This is a genomic window from Sphingomonas degradans (genome assembly GCF_053502645.1).
In genome coordinates, this window is record NZ_CP177172.1 from 541,067 (window position 1) to 557,202 (window position 16,136).

Annotated in this window: 20 protein-coding genes; 8 read left to right on the forward strand and 12 right to left on the reverse strand. The window is 66.8% G+C overall.

The genetic code is table 11. The annotated features are described in order from the left end of the window. Positions 1-61: 61 nt before the first annotated feature. The 3 genes from ACG3SL_RS02545 to lipB all read right to left on the reverse strand — a co-directional run bounded on the left by ACG3SL_RS02545 (position 62) and on the right by lipB (position 1,884). Positions 62-742, reverse strand: coding sequence for a hypothetical protein (locus ACG3SL_RS02545; RefSeq protein WP_448663571.1), 681 nt, complete (start codon positions 740-742; stop codon positions 62-64). 161 nt (positions 743-903) lie between these two features. Next, complete coding sequence (locus ACG3SL_RS02550; RefSeq protein WP_448663572.1) at positions 904-1,134, reverse strand: hypothetical protein; 231 nt, start codon at positions 1,132-1,134, stop codon at positions 904-906. Positions 1,135-1,242: 108 nt separating this feature from the next. Continuing rightward, positions 1,243-1,884 carry a lipoyl(octanoyl) transferase LipB gene (lipB, locus tag ACG3SL_RS02555; protein WP_448663573.1) on the reverse strand — a complete coding sequence of 214 codons (642 nt, stop codon included), beginning with the start codon at positions 1,882-1,884 and terminating at the stop codon, positions 1,243-1,245. A 117-nt stretch (positions 1,885-2,001) separates the two neighbouring features. Between lipB and ACG3SL_RS02560 the strand changes: the two genes are divergently transcribed. Continuing rightward, positions 2,002-2,835 (forward strand): glycerophosphoryl diester phosphodiesterase membrane domain-containing protein, encoded by an 834-nt coding sequence (locus ACG3SL_RS02560; protein ID WP_448663574.1) that lies wholly within the window; start codon positions 2,002-2,004, stop codon positions 2,833-2,835. Then, positions 2,832-3,566, forward strand: coding sequence for a hypothetical protein (locus ACG3SL_RS02565; protein WP_448663575.1), 735 nt, complete (start codon positions 2,832-2,834; stop codon positions 3,564-3,566). The genes ACG3SL_RS02560 and ACG3SL_RS02565 overlap by 4 nt, the downstream gene beginning before the upstream one ends. On the opposite strand, the gene ACG3SL_RS02570 is transcribed toward ACG3SL_RS02565, so the two are convergent. From ACG3SL_RS02570 to ACG3SL_RS02580, 3 genes are read right to left on the reverse strand one after another with little or no spacing between them, the layout of a single operon-like run. Next, positions 3,533-4,129 carry a GNAT family N-acetyltransferase gene (locus ACG3SL_RS02570; protein ID WP_448663576.1) on the reverse strand — a complete coding sequence of 199 codons (597 nt, stop codon included), beginning with the start codon at positions 4,127-4,129 and terminating at the stop codon, positions 3,533-3,535. The two genes, ACG3SL_RS02565 and ACG3SL_RS02570, sit on opposite strands and share 34 nt — an antisense overlap. A 13-nt stretch (positions 4,130-4,142) precedes the next feature. Then, on the reverse strand, positions 4,143-4,985 hold the full coding sequence (hemF, locus tag ACG3SL_RS02575) for an oxygen-dependent coproporphyrinogen oxidase (RefSeq protein ID WP_448663577.1): 843 nt from the start codon (positions 4,983-4,985) through the stop codon (positions 4,143-4,145). Further along, positions 4,982-5,431 (reverse strand): tRNA (cytidine(34)-2'-O)-methyltransferase, encoded by a 450-nt coding sequence (locus ACG3SL_RS02580; protein ID WP_448663578.1) that lies wholly within the window; start codon positions 5,429-5,431, stop codon positions 4,982-4,984. The genes hemF and ACG3SL_RS02580 overlap by 4 nt, the downstream gene beginning before the upstream one ends. 252 nt (positions 5,432-5,683) lie before the next feature. Here ACG3SL_RS02580 and petA point away from each other — a divergent pair, with 252 nt between their 5' ends. The 5 genes from petA (at position 5,684) to ACG3SL_RS02605 (ending at position 9,483) form a co-directional block, all read left to right on the forward strand. After that, positions 5,684-6,268 carry a ubiquinol-cytochrome c reductase iron-sulfur subunit gene (gene petA / locus ACG3SL_RS02585; RefSeq protein WP_448663579.1) on the forward strand — a complete coding sequence of 195 codons (585 nt, stop codon included), beginning with the start codon at positions 5,684-5,686 and terminating at the stop codon, positions 6,266-6,268. A gap of 12 nt (positions 6,269-6,280) precedes the next feature. After that, a complete protein-coding gene (locus ACG3SL_RS02590) occupies positions 6,281-7,570 on the forward strand; it encodes a cytochrome b (RefSeq protein WP_448663580.1) in 1,290 nt (429 codons plus the stop codon). 15 nt (positions 7,571-7,585) lie between these two features. Beyond that, positions 7,586-8,416, forward strand: coding sequence for a cytochrome c1 (locus tag ACG3SL_RS02595; protein ID WP_448663581.1), 831 nt, complete (start codon positions 7,586-7,588; stop codon positions 8,414-8,416). A 99-nt stretch (positions 8,417-8,515) separates the two neighbouring features. After that, the gene (locus ACG3SL_RS02600; RefSeq protein WP_448663582.1) at positions 8,516-9,064 is read left to right on the forward strand and encodes an adenine phosphoribosyltransferase; all 549 of its coding nucleotides are present in this window, start codon (positions 8,516-8,518) and stop codon (positions 9,062-9,064) included. A gap of 104 nt (positions 9,065-9,168) precedes the next feature. Then, complete coding sequence (locus ACG3SL_RS02605; protein WP_448663583.1) at positions 9,169-9,483, forward strand: hypothetical protein; 315 nt, start codon at positions 9,169-9,171, stop codon at positions 9,481-9,483. 11 nt (positions 9,484-9,494) lie between these two features. Here the strand turns inward: ACG3SL_RS02605 and ACG3SL_RS02610 are convergent, their stop codons facing one another. From ACG3SL_RS02610 to ychF, 5 genes are read right to left on the reverse strand one after another with little or no spacing between them, the layout of a single operon-like run. Further along, complete coding sequence (locus ACG3SL_RS02610) at positions 9,495-9,941, reverse strand: MaoC family dehydratase (protein WP_448663584.1); 447 nt, start codon at positions 9,939-9,941, stop codon at positions 9,495-9,497. A 38-nt stretch (positions 9,942-9,979) separates the two neighbouring features. After that, positions 9,980-11,248 carry an alkaline phosphatase family protein gene (locus tag ACG3SL_RS02615; RefSeq protein WP_448663585.1) on the reverse strand — a complete coding sequence of 423 codons (1,269 nt, stop codon included), beginning with the start codon at positions 11,246-11,248 and terminating at the stop codon, positions 9,980-9,982. A 41-nt stretch (positions 11,249-11,289) separates the two neighbouring features. Then, positions 11,290-12,621 carry a hypothetical protein gene (locus ACG3SL_RS02620; RefSeq protein WP_448663586.1) on the reverse strand — a complete coding sequence of 444 codons (1,332 nt, stop codon included), beginning with the start codon at positions 12,619-12,621 and terminating at the stop codon, positions 11,290-11,292. Positions 12,622-12,671: 50 nt separating this feature from the next. Then, on the reverse strand, positions 12,672-12,992 hold the full coding sequence (locus tag ACG3SL_RS02625; RefSeq protein WP_448663587.1) for a hypothetical protein: 321 nt from the start codon (positions 12,990-12,992) through the stop codon (positions 12,672-12,674). A 56-nt stretch (positions 12,993-13,048) separates the two neighbouring features. Next, complete coding sequence (ychF, locus tag ACG3SL_RS02630) at positions 13,049-14,146, reverse strand: redox-regulated ATPase YchF (protein WP_448663588.1); 1,098 nt, start codon at positions 14,144-14,146, stop codon at positions 13,049-13,051. 259 nt (positions 14,147-14,405) lie between these two features. Between ychF and ACG3SL_RS02635 the strand changes: the two genes are divergently transcribed. Next, entirely contained in the window at positions 14,406-15,404 is a 999-nt protein-coding gene (locus ACG3SL_RS02635; RefSeq protein ID WP_448663589.1) for a transferrin-binding protein-like solute binding protein, read from the forward strand. Between the two features lie 65 nt (positions 15,405-15,469). Here the strand turns inward: ACG3SL_RS02635 and pth are convergent, their stop codons facing one another. Then, positions 15,470-16,039 carry an aminoacyl-tRNA hydrolase gene (gene pth, locus ACG3SL_RS02640; protein ID WP_448663590.1) on the reverse strand — a complete coding sequence of 190 codons (570 nt, stop codon included), beginning with the start codon at positions 16,037-16,039 and terminating at the stop codon, positions 15,470-15,472. Positions 16,040-16,136: the final 97 nt, after the last annotated feature.

Consider the following 16,136-nt stretch of genomic DNA (forward strand, 5'->3'; position numbering starts at 1 on the left):
TGCGGCGCATTTCCAAACAGACGCTAAACCGGCGGCGCGGTGCCGCCGGCCAGGCGAAGGGTCAGCGGCTGGCCATCGCCAGCGGGCCGCACTTCTTCTGCTGATACTGGCCCTTGCGCCAGCACTTGTCGTTGCCGAACGGCGGCATCTGCTGGATCGGCACGGCGTGCGACGCCGTGGTGCGGAACTGCTCGCCCCAGGGGCGCAGGCTGTTGCGCAGCTCGGCCATCCGCCGCGCCGCCAGCTCCGCCAGCTCCCCGCGCTTTGCGAACAGCGCGTCATGGCCGATCGATGCTGCGGTCTGGCAGAAGGTGAGCTGCCCCGACACGGTCGAGAAGCCCGAATAGACGCGCGTGCCGAACTTGTCGCTTTCGGTCGTGCCGAGCTTCTTGCTCTTGTACGTCCGCTCGAAATATTTCTCGAGCGCCAGCTGCGACTTGTCGAGCTCGCCGTCGTGGTCCTTGAGGAACGCGTTGTAGTTAGGCAGCGTCAGCAGCGTCGGCTCGAACTGGCACTGGAGCGCGGCGACGTTCAGCGCGGCACGCAGGTTCCACACAAGGGCTGCGCGCAACTCGTCGGGCGTTGCGCCGGGAAGGGCCGGGCCGGTCATGCCGGGTTCGGCGCCGGTCACGCGCTCACCGGTCAGATTGGCCGATTTAAGGAAGAACTGCGCCGATGCAGGCGCGGCGGCGAACAGCCCGGCGCCCATGGCGAGAAGTGTAAAGATACGCGGAACGAGCATGTTGCCCTCATTTGCCTGGTCCGCGCCGTGGTTACGGTCTTTCGAGTCCCGACCCAACCCTTTTTTGCAACCCGCGTGCGCATTCGTCGCAATCGGACATGAAAAGGGCCGCCCGGTCGCCCGGACGGCCCTGTTTCTCGAAACACGCTTTCGCGCGTCGATTACATCGCGTTTGCGGTGTTCTCGACGACGGTGTTCTCGACGACGGTGTTCTCGACCGGAGCAGCCGCGTCGATGTTGGTGACCATCGTGTCGGTGGTCTCGACGTTCTCGACCGGAACTTCGGTGGTGTTCGTGATGTTGGTCGACTCGTTGCTGGTGCACGCCGAGGCCAGAAGGGCCGCGCCGGCGATCATCGAACCCGCAACGATCTTGGAAATGACTGCACGCATGTAAAAGCTCCCTAGATAGTGGATTTGGGCGGCATACGCGCCGCTAATACCCAAACCGTGGTGGACATTAGACGGTTCGGGGCACACCCTCAAGACACGATTTGCCCGCTACGCAGTGAGAGCGTCCAAAAATGGCAAAAATGTGGCGGACAATGCGGCGTCAAACTGCGCCGGCGTGACGTCTTTGCCCAGTTTCTTGGCGCTGGTGACCGGAAACTCCGCGATCCCGCACGGCACGATCCCGCCGAAGTGGCTCAAATCGGGCGACAGGTTCACGGCGAACCCGTGAAGCGTGACCCATTGGCGAATGCGTACGCCGATCGCGCCGATTTTCGCCTCATTTCCCGCGTCGAGCGTCCAGATTCCGATCCGCCCCGGTGCGCGGAACGCCTCGATCCCGCAGGCGCCCAGCGCCGCGATGACCCAGCCTTCGATCGCGTGGACATAATTGCGCACGTCGCGCTGGCGCTCGCGCAGGTCGAGCACGACATAGCCGATCCGCTGGCCGGGGCCGTGATAGGTGTAGCGCCCGCCGCGCCCGGTACGATGCACGGGAAAGCGCGCGTCGAGTAGTTCGGCGGTGTCGGTGGCGCTGGTGCCGGCGGTATAGACGGGGGGATGTTCGAGCAGCCAGACCAGCTCGCTGGCCTCGCGGCGAGTCACGGCAGCCGCGCGCGCCTCCATCGCCGCCAGTGCGTCGGCATAGTCGATGCGATCGGGTTCCACCCGCCATTCGATATCGGAAACCATGCGGCCCAAGTGCGCATCGCGGGACGTTTGCGCAAGCCGCCATCGCCGCTGCGAGCATTGGCAAGCGATCCCCCCAAGGCTAACACGCGCACCAAGGGCGCAGTGAGAAAGACCGACATGGTGAAGATGGGGACCGTCTGGGATCGGACGGCGGAGTTTTTGAGCGACAATATCGGCATCGTGTTGCCGGTCGCGCTCCTGGCATTCTTCGTGCCCGCGTCGATCGAAGGCAATTTCGAAGCGGTGCTGGCAACGGCGGGCCCCGGACTCACGCTGGCGCTGCGGCTGACGCAGCTGGCCTTTGCGGTGCTGTCGCTATGGGGCACGCTGGCGCTGTGCGCGATGGCGCTGGACCTGGCCGGAGAAGCGACTGCGGGGCAGATCGCCCAGCGGCGGCTGTTGTCGGCGCTGCTGGTCTGGGTCGTGCTGGGCGTCGCGGCGCTGGTGCTGCTGGCACCGGGGTTCGCGATCCTGGTGGCGGGCGGCGTCGATCTTATGGCGCTGTCGCGCGGCGAGATTCCCGATATGGGGCGGGGGACGGCGGGCGCCGTCGTGCTCTATGCGCTGCTCTATATCGTGGTGTTGATGTGGGTCGGTGCGCGGCTGGTGCTGGTGACGCCGGCGCTGGTGCGCGAGAATCGCGGTTTCGGCGCGCTTGCCCGGTCGTGGCGGCTGACGCGGGGCGCGGCGCTGCGGATCGTGGGTGTCATCCTGTTGTACCTGGCCGTCAGCTGGGTCGCCCAACTGGCCGCCAACACGGTGTTCGGCAGCATCTTTGCGCTGGTTGCGGGGGACGATTCGCAGGGCGTTTCGCTCCACGGCGTGCTCACGTCGATCGTCGTCGCAGCGGTGCAGACGGCGTTCCTGGTGATCGTGCCGGTCTTCGAGGCGAAGCTGTACCTGGCGCTCACGGCGCAGGCGGGCCCTCGCGATGCGGCGGCGGTCGCATGAAGATGACGCTGGGTCGGCTGATCGCCGAAACCGGGGCGCTGTGGCGGAGCGAGCGGGCGTTGCTGGTGCCGCTGGCCGGCGTGTTCTTCTTCCTGCCGATGCTGGGCACGATCCTGCTGCTGGCGTCCAGCGGCTTTCCGGGCGAGGTCCAGCCCGAGCAGCTGCGGGCGGCGCTGGAGACCTTCTACACCGCCAATCTGGTGCCGATCCTGCTCGTCAATCTCGCGCTCGATTTCGGCACCTTTGCGGTGCTGAACCTGTTTCTGCAGGGCGGCGGCAGGACGTTGGGCGAAGTGCTGGGCATTGCGCTGCGGCGGTTTCTTCCCTTTCTGGTGCTGGGATTTTTCACCGGGCTGTTGTTCGGCATCGGCCTGTCGCTGTTCGTGCTGCCGGGAGTGTTCCTTTTTCTGCGCACCTGGCTGGCCGGGCCGGCCTATGCCGCGGTGCCCGAGGCGGGGATGCTCGCGGCGCTGCGCAGCGGATGGCGGCAGACGGCTGGGCTGGGCTGGATCACGCTGCTTGCGGCGGCGTCCTTGATAATGCTGGCGGCGCTGCTGGCGATTTTCGTGAGTACTCTGCCGCTGGGGCTGGCGGCGAAGCTTGCCGGTGCGGGGGTGGTCACCACGGTCAGCTATGTCGTGGCGGCGCTGATCGGCGGAGTCGCGTGGCTGGCCCTCGCGATCCTGCGCGTCGCCGCTTACCGGCTGAGCGCGCCCAGCAACGGTACCTGAGGCGCTGCGTCCGGCGGCAGGATGCCGGTCAATCGTGGATCGGCAAAGGTCTCCACGGTCCGCTTATAGGCAACGAAGCCGTGCCGGCGGTAGAATCCGAGCGCGGCGGGGTGATCCAGCGTGCAGGTGTGCACCCAGACTCGCGTGATGTCCTTGCGCCACGCCAGTTGCAGCGTGTGCCCCATCATCCAGTTGCCATGGCCCTTGCCCGCGAGTTCGGGGACCAGCCCGAAATAGGACAGCGCGCACTGGCCGGGGACGCGGAAGTCCAACTCGACCATGCCGATCTCGATCCCGGCGCGATCGGTCGCGGCATAGACTTCGATGCCGGGGTCGTCGAGGATGCGGCGCAGTTCCTCCTCGGCCAGCACCAGCCGCGAGAACCACAGCCAGGGCGCGCCGACCCGGCGGAATAGCGCGCGGTATTTTTCGCTGTCGGGCGCCGGCCAGCGGACCAGCGCAAAGGGTGATTGCGGCAGCGGGCGCGGGCGGGCGCGTTCGCGCATTTCCAGCGCCGTGACGATCGTCGCGACCTGCTCGTCGCGCACCGGGGTCAGCGCCATTGCCGCTCGGCCTTCAGCGCCATGCCGCCATCGGGGGCAGGCTCATCAGAATGGCGTCGACATTGCCGCCGGTCTTGAGCCCGAACAGCGTGCCGCGATCATAGATCAGGTTGAACTCGGCATAGCGCCCGCGCCATTCCAGCTGCTGCTGCTTGTCCGCCTCGGTGAAGGACATCCCCATGCGGCGGCGCACGATGCGCGGAAAGGCATCGAGGAAGGCGCGACCGACATCCTGGGTGAAGGCGAAATCGGCTTCCCAATCGGCTTCCAGATGATCGTAGAAAATCCCGCCGACGCCACGATGCACCTGGCGATGGGGGATGTAGAAATAATCATCCGCCCATTGCTTGAAGCGCGGATAATGCGCCGGATCATGCGCGTCGCACGCCGCCTGGAGCGTCGCGTGGAAATCGGCGGTATCCTCGGCATAGGGCAACGGCGGGTTCAGGTCCGCGCCGCCGCCGAACCAGCGTTTGGTCGTGCACAGGAAGCGCGTGTTCATATGCACGGCGGGGACATGCGGGTTCGCCATATGCGCGACCAGGCTGATGCCGGTGGCGAAGAAGCCGGGATCTTCGGCGGCGCCGTGGATCGTCTTGGCGAAATCGCCCTCGAACGTGCCGCCGACGGTGGAGACGTTGACGCCGACCTTTTCGAACACCTTGCCCAGCATCACGCCGCGCACGCCGCCGCCGCCCGCCGCGCCCGAGGGATCGACCCGGTCCCAGGCGAGATAGTCGAACCGCGCGTCGGACCCCGCCTCACGCTCGATCGCCTCGAACTCGGCGCAGATCGAATCACGCAGCGATTCGAACCAGGTGCGCGCGCGCTGCTGTTGGTCGTCCAGGGGGGTCATTCGGGCCATCCTTGTGTCTGTCGCAGCGCTTCGGCCACTCCGATGCCCGCAGCGACCGCGAGGTTCAAGGACCGTGTGCCCGGCATCAGCGGGATGCGCACGGCGCTGTCGGCGCGGGCATGGACGAAATCCGGGACGCCGGCGCCTTCGGACCCGAACAGCAGCACATCCTCGGCGCGGAAATCGGCCCGGGGCAGCGGCGTGCCGCCCCGCGTGGTGAACAGCACCAGGCGCCCGGCGACCGTCGCGGCAAAGGCGTCCCAATCGGCGTGGCGGCGCACCTCGACCTGCTCGGCATAGTCCATCGCGGCGCGCTTGCGGCTCTTGTCGCTCCACGGAAAGCCCATCGGCTCGATCAGGTCGATCGGCACGCCAAGGCACGCGCCCAGGCGCAGGATGGTGCCGACATTGCCGGCGATCTCGGGTTGGAAAAGGGCCAGTCGCATCGGCCGCGAGGACTAACGCACCGGGACGAATTCGTCATCCCGCCAAGACATCCTTGATCCAGCGCAAAGTCGCAGGTGGCCTACGCGTTGACATGGACCCGTAAAATCCCTGTTGGCAAAGGTGCCCGGGGCTGTCTATCTGTCGGCGCAGCCTCCGGGGGCAACCGGGCGGCTTTGGGCGTATTCGTTCGCGTCCGCGTCCCGTTACCCGCGCGTTCGCCGCGGTTTGTATCGAAGTGCAAGGGCTGAAGCATGGCAACGCTTAAAGATGGTGTTCCCCCCGACCAGACGGTTGGACCCGGCGGGGAAATTCTCGAAAATCCGCGACGTCGCGATTACCTCACCTATGCTGCCACGTCGGTGGCTGCTGTTGGCGCCGGCGTTGTCGTGCTGCCGCTGGTCAATTCGATGAACCCGTCGGCTGACGTGCTGGCGCAATCGACGACCGAGCTGGACGTTTCCGCAATCGAGCCGGGTCAGGCGATCAAGGCGAGCTTTCGCAAGCAGCCTCTGTTCGTCCGCAACCTGACGCCGGCGGAAATCGCCGCCGCCGATGCGGTGCCGGTCTCGACGCTGCGCGATCCGCAGACGCTCGAGCAGCGGACCAAGGAAGGCAAGACCAACTGGCTCATCACGCTGGGCGTGTGCACCCATCTGGGCTGCGTTCCGCTGGGCGCGGGCGAGGGCGAGAATCGCGGGCCGTTCGGCGGCTATTTCTGCCCGTGCCATGGCTCGGCCTATGACACGGCGGGCCGCATCCGCCAGGGCCCGGCGCCGAAGAACCTTGAGGTTCCGAATTATGCATTCACGTCCGACACTGTCGTCGTGGTCGGTTGAGGATAGACACGCATGAGCTTTCCCTGGGCCAAGCAATACGAGCCGAAAAATCCGGTGATGCAGTGGGTGGACAGCCGCCTGCCGCTCCCGCGTTTCGTCTATGGCGCGATCGGCGGCGGCTATCCCGTCCCGCGCAACCTCAACTATTTCTGGAACTTCGGCATCCTCGCCGGGGTGGCGTTGATGGTGCAGATCATCACCGGCATCGTCCTGGCGATGCATTTCCACTCCAGCGCCGCCGGTGCGTTCGATTCGGTGAACGTCGGCATCATGCGCGACGTGAACGCGGGCTGGTTCCTGCGTTTCGCGCACGCCAATGGCGCCAGCATGTTCCTGACCGTGGTGTACATCCACATGTTCCGCGGCCTCTATTACGGATCGTACAAGGCGCCGCGCGAGATGGTGTGGCTGCTCGGCGTGCTGATCTTCCTGCTGATGATGGCAACCGCGTTCATGGGCTATGTGCTCCCCTGGGGGCAGATGAGCTTCTGGGGCGCGCAGGTCATCACCGGCTTCTTCTCCGCCATTCCGGTGGTGGGCGACTGGATCCGCGTGTGGCTGCTCGGCGGCTATGCGCCGGACGACGCCGCGCTGAACCGCTTCTTCTCGCTCCACTATCTGCTGCCGTTCGTGATCCTGGGCGTCATCATCCTGCACATCTGGGCGCTGCACATCCCGGGTTCGTCGAACCCGACCGGTGTGGAAGTGAAGGGCGAGCAGGATACCGTGCCGTTCCACCCCTATTACACGGCCAAGGACGGCTTCGGGGTCGGCGTGTTCATGATCATTTTCGCGTCGCTGATCTTCTTCTTCCCGGACTATCTGGGCCACCCGGACAATTATATCCCGGCGAACCCGCTCTCGACCCCGGCGCACATCGTCCCCGAATGGTATTTCTGGCCGTTCTACGCGATCCTGCGCGCGTTCACCGCGGACTTCATCATCCCGGCCAAGCTGTGGGGCGTGCTGGCGATGTTCGGGTCGATCCTGCTGCTGTTCTTCCTGCCCCTGCTCGATCGCTCGCCGGTCCGCTCGGCCAATTACCGGCCGATGTATCGCATCGCGTTCTGGGTGCTGGTGCTGGACGTGCTGGTGCTGGGCTATTGCGGCGGATCGGCGGCAACGCCGGCTATCGTGATCACCAGCCAGATCACCGCAGCCTATTATTTCGCGCACTTCCTGATCATCGTTCCGATCATCTCGCGCCTGGAAACGCCCAAGCCGCTGCCCAACTCGATCACCGAGGCGGTGCTGGCGAAGCATGGCGGTTCGCGAATGACCGAAACGGCGTTGAGCGCGTAAGGGGGATTTGAACCAATGGCTTCGCTGTTCACTCGTTCGATCAAGTTCCTGATCGGCCTCGCCTTTATCGGCGTGCTGTTCCTGGCGCTGATCGGCACCATCACGTCCCTCATCAAGGAACCGCCGCAGAAGACTGCGGAGGAGGAACTCCACAAGCATCCCAAGGATCTGGCGCTTTCGTCGGACGGGCCGTTCGGCAAGTTCGACCCGGCGCAGCTGCAGCGTGGCTTCCTGGTCTATGAAAAGGTCTGCGCCAGCTGCCATTCGCTGCATCTCGCGTCGTTCCGCGAGCTGACCGGGCTCGGCTATACCGAGGCCGAAGTGAAGAAGATCGCCAAGGACTGGCCGATCAAGCAGCCGGTGTTCGACGAAAAGGCCGGCACCTGGGGCGAGCGTGACAACATTCCGTCGGACCGCTTCCCCAAGGTCTATTATCCCGCCACCGGCGTCCCGCCCGACCTGACGCTGATCACCAAGGCGCGGCATGGCGGCGCGGCCTATGTCTATTCGCTGCTGACCGGCTATGCCGAGCAGACGCCGGAAGAGATCGCCAAGTTCCCCGGCGCCAAGACGCCTGAGGGGTCGCACTACAACCCCTATTTCGCGAACCTGAACATCGCGATGCCGCCGCCGCTGACCGCCGACGATCAGGTCGCCTATTCGGACGGCACGCGTGCGACGGTGGACCAGATGGCCAAGGACGTGTCCGCGTTCCTGGTGTGGACGGCGGAGCCGACGATGCAGACGCGCCACCAGGCGGGGCTTGCCGTTGTGCTGTTCCTGCTCTTCGCCACCGTGCTCGCCTATGGCGCGTATCTGACGGTATGGCGGGGCGTGAAGCACTGATCCATGTTTCGATCGGCTCCGGACCCCAGGGTTCGGAGCCGATTTTCTTTCCAGCGGAGTCGGCGCGTCCGGCTCCGTTTCTTTTTGTGAGACCCGTCCATGGCTGACTCGATCGACCCCGCCGAAATCGCCCGGCGCATCCGCACCATCCCCGATTTCCCGAAGCCCGGCATCCAGTTCCGCGACATCACCACGCTGCTGCTCGATCCCGAAGGGTTGCGGCTGTCGGTCGAGGGGATGGCGGCGCAGGTGGCGGGGCCGGTGGACCTCGTCGCGGGGATCGACGCGCGCGGCTTTATCTTCGGCGCGGCGCTAGCGATGAAGCTGGGGGTGGGGCTGTTGCTGATCCGCAAGGACGGCAAGCTGCCCGGCGCGACGATCGCCGAGGACTATGCGCTGGAATATGGCACCGATCGCATCGCCATCCATGCCGACGCCGTGGCACCGGGCGCGCGCGTGCTGCTGGTGGACGACCTGATCGCGACGGGCGGCACGGCCCGTGCGGCAGTGCGGCTGGTGCACAAGGCGGGGGCGCAGGTCGTGCAGGCCGCCTTCGTCATCGACTTGCCCGAACTGGGCGGTGCGGATGCACTGCGCGGCGATGGCGTGCCCGTCGTGACGACGCTGGTCGCGTTCGAGGGGCATTGAGGCGGTGCGCGGAACCCATTCGGGCCGCGACGGGTTCGATAGATAGGGCGGGGCGCAGGTAGCGTGCCGCACCGCCTGCGCTCCCCGATGAGGAGCCAGAACCGATGCACCTGCTTTTGAAACACGCCACCGGCGTCGCCGCGCTCGCGGGGGCCGTCGCGCTCTCGGGGTGCGTCAACGACGGCTATGGCTATGGCGGCGTCCGCACCAGCTACAACGCCGCCTGGGGCGATCCCTATTGGGGCTGGTACGGCGACTATTATTATCCCGGCACCGGCGTGTACGTGTACGACCGGCAGCGGCATCGCCACCGCTGGAACGATGGCCAGCGCGGCTATTGGGAAGGGCGGCGCTCGGGCTGGCGCGGCGACCGGCGCGGCTGGCGCAGCAACTGGCGCGACTTCCGCCGCCCGCGATAGGGGGCGGCCGGCTATTCCGGCCGGCGGCGCACCAGTACCCGGCCCACGAAGCGCAGTACCGGCTCGTCCTGCTGGTTGAACGTCATCGTCTGGCTCAGCACGCTGCCCATGTCGGGGCGGCTGCGGGAGGGCGTGATTTCCAGCACTTCGGTTTCACAGCGCAGCGTGTCGCCCGGATAGACGGGCTTTAGCCAGCGCAGGTCGTCGACCCCGGCGGCGCCCAGGCTCGCCTGGGGGCTGTCCTTCATATGCGCGACCAGCATCGCCATCGTCATCGAACAGGTGTGCCAGCCGCTCGCCGCCAGCCGCCCGAAATGGGTCTGCGCCGCCGCATCGTCGGATAGGTGGAAGGGCTGGGGATCGTATTTACGGGCAAACTCCAGCACTTCCTCCCGCGTCACCGCGTAGTTGCCGAAGCTGGCCCGATCGCCGACCTGCATGTCTTCCAGATAGCGCATGGATTAAGTTTCGGATGAAAACGGGTCGTTGGCAAGCGCTATCGGCGCAGCGCCGCGCGAAACGGCGCGTCGTTGCCATCCACCCCCGGCTTCGCGGGCAACCCCAGCAGGTCGCGGAGCAGCGGATACACATCGACATTATCGAACGGCGCCAGCCGTGCGGGGCGGAATGCGGGGCCGTGCGCGATGAACAGCGCCAGCATCTCCGGCGCCTGGTCGTCATAGCCGTGATTGCCGCCCGCAAACGTCTCCGTCCGGCCCTTGCCGGTGATCAGCCACCCGGTTTCCATCAAGCAGAAGAAAGGCGAGACGCGCGGATTGGCCCCATAGTGGAAGCGGGCGGGGATCGCCTCCTTGCGCCAGCATTGCATGTGCGGGTGCGGACGCAGCAGCGCCTTTGCCACCACCGCGTCCTTGCCGGGCGCGGGGGACAGGGCCAGGAAGGTGCTCGCCTCGACCAGATGGTAGTCGTCCTTGTCGAGCAGCGTGCCAAGGTCCACCGTCCGGTCACTGCTGGTCGCGGCCATGCCGTGATCGGCGACGATGACGAGGTTGGCTGGCTGGTGCAGCGCGGCGAGCCCATCGACCAGCGCGGCGATCTGGCGATCGACGCCGGCGACGGCGGTGTTGATGCGGGGATCGTCCGGCCCGAAATCATGGCCGGCGGTGTCCACCGTGTCGAAATAGAGCGTCAGGAACCGGGGCCGGATCGCGGAAGGGCGGCGCAGCCAGTCTAGGATGCCGTTGACGCGCTGGTCGCCATTGATCGCCTGGTTGAACTGGCTCCAGTCCTCGGGCCGGTGGCCGCCAACGATTTCCCAGCCCTTTGCGGCCTTGGCCCCGCCGATCGCGACATTCGATCCGGGCCAGAACATCGTGGCGGTGCGGATGCCCGCCGCCTCCGCATCGACCCAGATCGGATCGGCGGCATTCCACCAGAAGGGATCGTCGGTCGCCATGGTGAAGACTTCGCCGGGACGGGCAGGGTCCTCCATGCGGTTGGCAATGATGCCGTGTCGGTCGGGGCGCAGTCCGGTGACCAGCGTCCAGTGATTGGGATAGGTCTTGGACGGGAAGCTGGGGTGCATCGGCCCGCTCGCCCCTTCGGCCGCGAGGCGCGACAGCGTGGGCGTGACGCCGCGATCCAGATAATCGGCGCGGAACCCGTCGATCGACACCAGGATCGTGACGGGCGCGCGCGCCTCGGCTGCGGGCGCGGCGGCTTGCGGGGCGAGGGCGGGGGCCGTCGCGCAGGCCTGGAGAATCGCGGCAAGGGCCGCGGCGGCGATCTTGGAATACCAGCGCATGCCGCAGCCCCTGCCACTCGATCGTGACGGGATAAAGTCCGTTACTGCCCCAGTGCCAGCCGCGCGAAGACGGTGTAGCTCAGCGGCGCCTTGCCATAGGCCGCATCGAGGATCGCCGGCTTGACATAGGTGGCCAGCGTGCCGCCCAGTGCCAGTTCGGTGTCGCGCGCCAGCGGGATGCGATACGCATAGCCGCCCTCGAACCGCGTCACGCGGAACGCCCGGTCGTGGAGCGGGCTGGCGTGATCGGGGAACAGCTCGTCATTGGCGACATTCTCGACGCGCCCGAAGATGCTGTGGTGGCGGGTCAGGTCCCAGTTCGCCTCGCCGAGCCAGGCGGTGAGCGTCTGTCCGGGCACCCGATCCTTGGCGGCGAAGGCGAGCATCGCCGAAAAGCCGCCGCGTGCGTACTGCGCGCTGGCAGTGGTGCGGCGTTCGTCCTCGCCTATGTGCGTGCTTTCGGGACTTTCCAGCCGGCCATGGCTGACCTGGAACGCCCAGTTGGGAGAGGGCGTGAAGGTGGCGCGCAGGCTCCAGCTGTCGAGGCGGGGCGTCTCGATGTCCCAGCGCTGCTCGTCGGGCTCGCGGCCCCGGAACGCCGATCCTTCGAGCTGGACCGTGCCGGTCGCGACGCCGGCGGTCACCACGCCGAAGGTGACGTGGCTGCTGTCGAACCAGTGGTGGGTGATCGGCGACAGCGGCAGATAGCGCGCCGAGCGGCGGTGCATGAACGCGGACGGGCCCAGCGCTGGCTCGGCCACCGGCCCGCCATAGACAAATCCGGTCACGCCCCGCGCCAGCGGCACGTCGACGCGCGCGGCCAGCTCCATGAAGAAGTCGTGCGGGTGCTGGCGATCGACCAGCGGCAGGCCGTTGGCGGTCTCTCCGGTGCCGAACAGGTTGGGATAGCCGCGCTTGCCGTTGACGGGATCGAGGCTGAACATGCTGCTGAAGCGCAGCGCGACGCCGCTGTCGAAGGTGCGCGAGGCGGAGAGCATTGCCATCGAGCTGGTGAACGCCGCATCGTCGCCGCGCGGGCCGCCCTGGTCGGTATAGCCGAGCATCGCGAAGCCGTGCGCCATCACCATCCAGTCGCCCGTCGTCAGGTGGATGCCCCGCATCCCGCCCTCGGCGGCGGGGACCAGCGAGGTGCCGGTGCCGGGGCCGGCATTGGCGGGCGGCGCGTGCGTGGCGGAGTCAGGCGTCCCCATGTCCATGCCGGGCATGTGGTGGTGGCCATGGTCCATCGCCGGCGTCTCCGGGGCGGGCGCGGGGGGCGGGGTCTGTTGGTCGTGCGTTGCGTGGTCTTGCGCGGCGGCGGGTGCCGCAACGAGTGTCGCCGCGACCGTCGCGGCGAGCAGGAAATGCTGCATGGAAATTCTCCGAAAGCGTGGGAACGGTGCGCGAAGGACGCGCACGGGGTTCACGCTGCGGAGCGGGGCGGGGGTGTCAGCGGCGGGCCGGCGGCGCGCGGCACGCCCATCAGCTGCCCGCGCCCGACCAGTGCGGGGGCGAAGGCGAGTGGCGGCGCGATCCAGGGCGCACGGGCCGTGGCAGGCGCGACGCAGCCGACGCACAGATGCTCGGCGGGTGCCTGTCGGGCGGGGGCGTCCTCCTGCTTGCCCGCATGGCCGTGATGCGCGGTGGCAGTGCTGGCCGGCGTCTCCGCATGGCATGCCGGCGCCGCCGCCGCAGGAAGCGGCAGCAGCGCGATCAGCAGGGCAAGGAGCAGGCGGACCAGCATTACGTCTCTTTGTAGGTGCCGCCGGCACGGGTTGCCAGCGGCAATGCGCATTCGGCTCAGCTATGCAGGAAGTGCATCACGTCGCCGTCGTTGACGATATAGGCCTTGCCTTCGGCGCGGAGCTTGCCGGCTTCGCGGGCGCGGGATTCGCCGCCCAGCGCGACGAAATCGGCAAAGGCGATCGTCTCGGCCCGGATGAAGCCCTTTTCGAAATCGCTATGGATCTCGCCGGCGGCCTCGGGCGCAGAGGCGCCCTGGTGCACGGTCCAGGCGCGGGCTTCCTTTGGCCCGACGGTGAAGAAGGTGATGAGGTGCAGCAGCTTGTACCCGGCGGTGATGACGCGGGCGAGGCCGGTTTCCTCAAGGCCGAGTTCGCTCAGGAATTCGGCGCGTTCCTCGACCGGCATCGTCGCGATCTCGGCCTCGATCGCGGCGGAGACGACCACGGCCTCCGCGCCTTCTGCCTTCGCCTTTTCGAAAACCTTGGCCGACAGCGCGTTGCCGTTGGCGGCGTCCTCTTCGTTGACGTTGCAGACGTACAGTACGGGCTTGCCGGTCAGCAGCTGCGCCTGGGCGAACACGCGGGCTTCGTCTGCGTCCTTGGGCACGGTCAGCCGCGCGGGCTTGCCTTCGCGCAGCAGATCGAGCGTCTGGCCCAGCACCGATGCGGCGACCTTGGCTTCCTTGTCGCCCTGCGCGGCTTTCTTGACGAAATTGGGAACGCGCTTTTCCAGCGATTCCAGGTCGGAGAGCATCAGCTCGGTCTCGACCGTCTCGGCATCGGCAATCGGATCGACGCGGTTGTCGACATGCTGGATGTCGTCATTCTCGAAGCAGCGCAGGACGTGGACCACCGCGTCCACCTCGCGGATGTTGCCGAGGAACTGGTTGCCCAGCCCTTCGCCCTTGCTCGCGCCGCGCACCAGCCCGGCGATGTCGACGAAGCCGAGCTGCGTCTCGATGATCTTCTGCGACCCTGCGATCTCGGCGAGCTTTTGCAGCCGGGGATCGGGCACCGCGACGTTGCCGACGTTCGGCTCGATCGTGCAGAACGGATAATTGGCCGCCTGCGCCGCCGCCGTCTCGGTCAGGGCGTTGAAGAGCGTGGACTTGCCGACATTGGGCAGGCCCACAATACCGCAGCGGAAACCCATGAGTGATCTGATCCTGTAAAGAAGCGCCGGAGGTCCGGCTCGATTGCGCGCCCGATTACGCGCAAAGTGGCGATCTTTCCAGCCGGCAGCGCAATTCGGGGATCATTTGCGGGATTCTGCGCGTGAGTGCGTCCTTAAACTGCCCTATTGGATCGCGAAGCCGGCGCGGCTTCTGGCTATCGTCGCTTGACGAGAGACCGTTCATCTGGGGTACAGGGGCACAAAGCCTTTTGGCATCCGGGTTTACGAGGAGTTGGGAATGATTCGCCGTCACATGATCATGAGTGCCGCCGCGGCGACGATGGCACTGTCGAGCTGCGGGGGCGGCAAGGACTCCACCGCGACGCCGACGCCGACGACCACTCCGACGCCGACGCCGACTGCGTCGCCGACCTACACGGCATTCCCGCTTGCGGCCTCTGCCGAGTTCAACACGTTCGTCGCGAGCACCACCTACACCGGCGACCCCGCGGGCGCGGTGACGCTGGGTGTGGCGGGCATCCAGGGCTACACGGATCGCGTGAAGCTGACGCTCGACGTCGAACCTTCGGTCGACAACAGCATCACCGTAGTCCGCGAAAACACCGAGGAATCGCGCTTCACCAAGACCAATCTGACCGTTGCCCCGGCGACGACGGTGCCCGAGTTCGTGTTCCGCACCACCAGCACCGCCACCGGCGCGCTGGCGGGCAATTTCTCGCAACTCGAAGTACTGAACAACACGGTCAAGGCCAAGATCACCAGCGACGCTGGCCTTGCGTTCACCAATGTCGGCTACGGCGCATGGTGGCGCGGCGATTCGACGGCGGGTGCCAAGCGGCTGACCTATACCTTGTTCGGCTATAACACCGTGCCGACGGACATGCCGACCACCGGCACCGGTTCCTATGCCTCGCGCGTCGCCGGCCGGCTGGTCAGCACGTCCGGCGGCACCACGTCGGTGCTGAAGGTCAGCGGCACGATCACCACCACGGTCAACTTCGCGACCGGGCTGGTCAGCCTGTCGATGGCGCTGAGCACGCTGCCGGCCGATGGCAGCGCGGCGGTTCCCTATGGCACCTTCACGGGCCAGGGCGCTTACGCTTCGGGCAGCAACGTGTTCACAGGCAGCTTCTCGACCGGCAGCCCGCTGTCGGGGCCGTTCACCGGCGCGTTCTACGGCTCGGCGGCCAAGGAAATCGGCATCACCTTTGCCGGTTCGGGCACCGTCGGTGCGGCGGACCAGCGTCTGGTCGGCGTGGTCCTTGGCAAGAAGTAATCGCCGCCAACCTGAACACTAAAAGGGGGCTCCGGGAAACCGGGGCCCCTTTTTCGTGGCGGGGATCAATCCTGCAGCCGCACCGCGACGTCGCTCATGAAGCGCGCATCCTCGCCCGCCGCCAGCCGGGGCGCTTCCGCCGCGACGGCGCCGAGCATGTCGGTCAGCGGCTCGATCTCGGCCTTGGCGTAATTGCCCAGCACATAGCCGGTGACGCGATCCTTGTGCCCCGGATGGCCGATGCCCAGCCGCACCCGGCGGAAGTCCGGCCCGATATGGCTGTCGGTCGAGCGCAGGCCGTTATGCCCCGCCGTGCCGCCGCCCTGCTTCACCTTCACCTTGAAGGGCACCAGGTCGAGTTCGTCGTGGAACACCGTGACGTCGGCGGGGGTCAGCTTGTAGAAGTCCATCGCCGCGCGCACCGCGCGCCCGCTTTCGTTCATGAACGTGCCCGGCTTGAGCAGGATCACCTTCTCGGTGCCGATCCGCCCTTCCTGGGTCCAGCCCTGGAACTGCTTCTTGGGCGCGGAAAAGCCGTGCACCTCGGCAATGGCGTCCAGCGCCATGAACCCGACATTGTGCCGGTGCATCGCATATTGCGGCCCCGGATTGCCAAGACCCACCCAGAGCTGCATCGCGGCTACCTTCCAAAAAGAACGCCCAGCGATCGCCCTCACCCTTCCGGCGCTTCGCGCCTCCTTCCCTCTCCCGATGGGAGAGGGAAGGGGCCCG

Bases quoted from the DNA above. Each gene is read 5' to 3' on its own strand.
- ACG3SL_RS02545 (WP_448663571.1), bottom strand. From the start codon at position 742: ATGCTCGTTCCGCGTATCTTTACACTTCTCGCCATGGGCGCCGGGCTG.
- ACG3SL_RS02550 (WP_448663572.1), bottom strand. From the start codon at position 1,134: ATGCGTGCAGTCATTTCCAAGATCGTTGCGGGTTCGATGATCGCCGGC.
- lipB (WP_448663573.1), bottom strand. From the start codon at position 1,884: ATGGTTTCCGATATCGAATGGCGGGTGGAACCCGATCGCATCGACTAT.
- ACG3SL_RS02560 (WP_448663574.1), top strand. From the start codon at position 2,002: ATGGTGAAGATGGGGACCGTCTGGGATCGGACGGCGGAGTTTTTGAGC.
- ACG3SL_RS02565 (WP_448663575.1), top strand. From the start codon at position 2,832: ATGAAGATGACGCTGGGTCGGCTGATCGCCGAAACCGGGGCGCTGTGG.
- ACG3SL_RS02570 (WP_448663576.1), bottom strand. From the start codon at position 4,129: ATGGCGCTGACCCCGGTGCGCGACGAGCAGGTCGCGACGATCGTCACG.
- hemF (WP_448663577.1), bottom strand. From the start codon at position 4,985: ATGACCCCCCTGGACGACCAACAGCAGCGCGCGCGCACCTGGTTCGAA.
- ACG3SL_RS02580 (WP_448663578.1), bottom strand. From the start codon at position 5,431: ATGCGACTGGCCCTTTTCCAACCCGAGATCGCCGGCAATGTCGGCACC.
- petA (WP_448663579.1), top strand. From the start codon at position 5,684: ATGGCAACGCTTAAAGATGGTGTTCCCCCCGACCAGACGGTTGGACCC.
- ACG3SL_RS02590 (WP_448663580.1), top strand. From the start codon at position 6,281: ATGAGCTTTCCCTGGGCCAAGCAATACGAGCCGAAAAATCCGGTGATG.
- ACG3SL_RS02595 (WP_448663581.1), top strand. From the start codon at position 7,586: ATGGCTTCGCTGTTCACTCGTTCGATCAAGTTCCTGATCGGCCTCGCC.
- ACG3SL_RS02600 (WP_448663582.1), top strand. From the start codon at position 8,516: ATGGCTGACTCGATCGACCCCGCCGAAATCGCCCGGCGCATCCGCACC.
- ACG3SL_RS02605 (WP_448663583.1), top strand. From the start codon at position 9,169: ATGCACCTGCTTTTGAAACACGCCACCGGCGTCGCCGCGCTCGCGGGG.
- ACG3SL_RS02610 (WP_448663584.1), bottom strand. From the start codon at position 9,941: ATGCGCTATCTGGAAGACATGCAGGTCGGCGATCGGGCCAGCTTCGGC.
- ACG3SL_RS02615 (WP_448663585.1), bottom strand. From the start codon at position 11,248: ATGCGCTGGTATTCCAAGATCGCCGCCGCGGCCCTTGCCGCGATTCTC.
- ACG3SL_RS02620 (WP_448663586.1), bottom strand. From the start codon at position 12,621: ATGCAGCATTTCCTGCTCGCCGCGACGGTCGCGGCGACACTCGTTGCG.
- ACG3SL_RS02625 (WP_448663587.1), bottom strand. From the start codon at position 12,992: ATGCTGGTCCGCCTGCTCCTTGCCCTGCTGATCGCGCTGCTGCCGCTT.
- ychF (WP_448663588.1), bottom strand. From the start codon at position 14,146: ATGGGTTTCCGCTGCGGTATTGTGGGCCTGCCCAATGTCGGCAAGTCC.
- ACG3SL_RS02635 (WP_448663589.1), top strand. From the start codon at position 14,406: ATGATTCGCCGTCACATGATCATGAGTGCCGCCGCGGCGACGATGGCA.
- pth (WP_448663590.1), bottom strand. From the start codon at position 16,039: ATGCAGCTCTGGGTGGGTCTTGGCAATCCGGGGCCGCAATATGCGATG.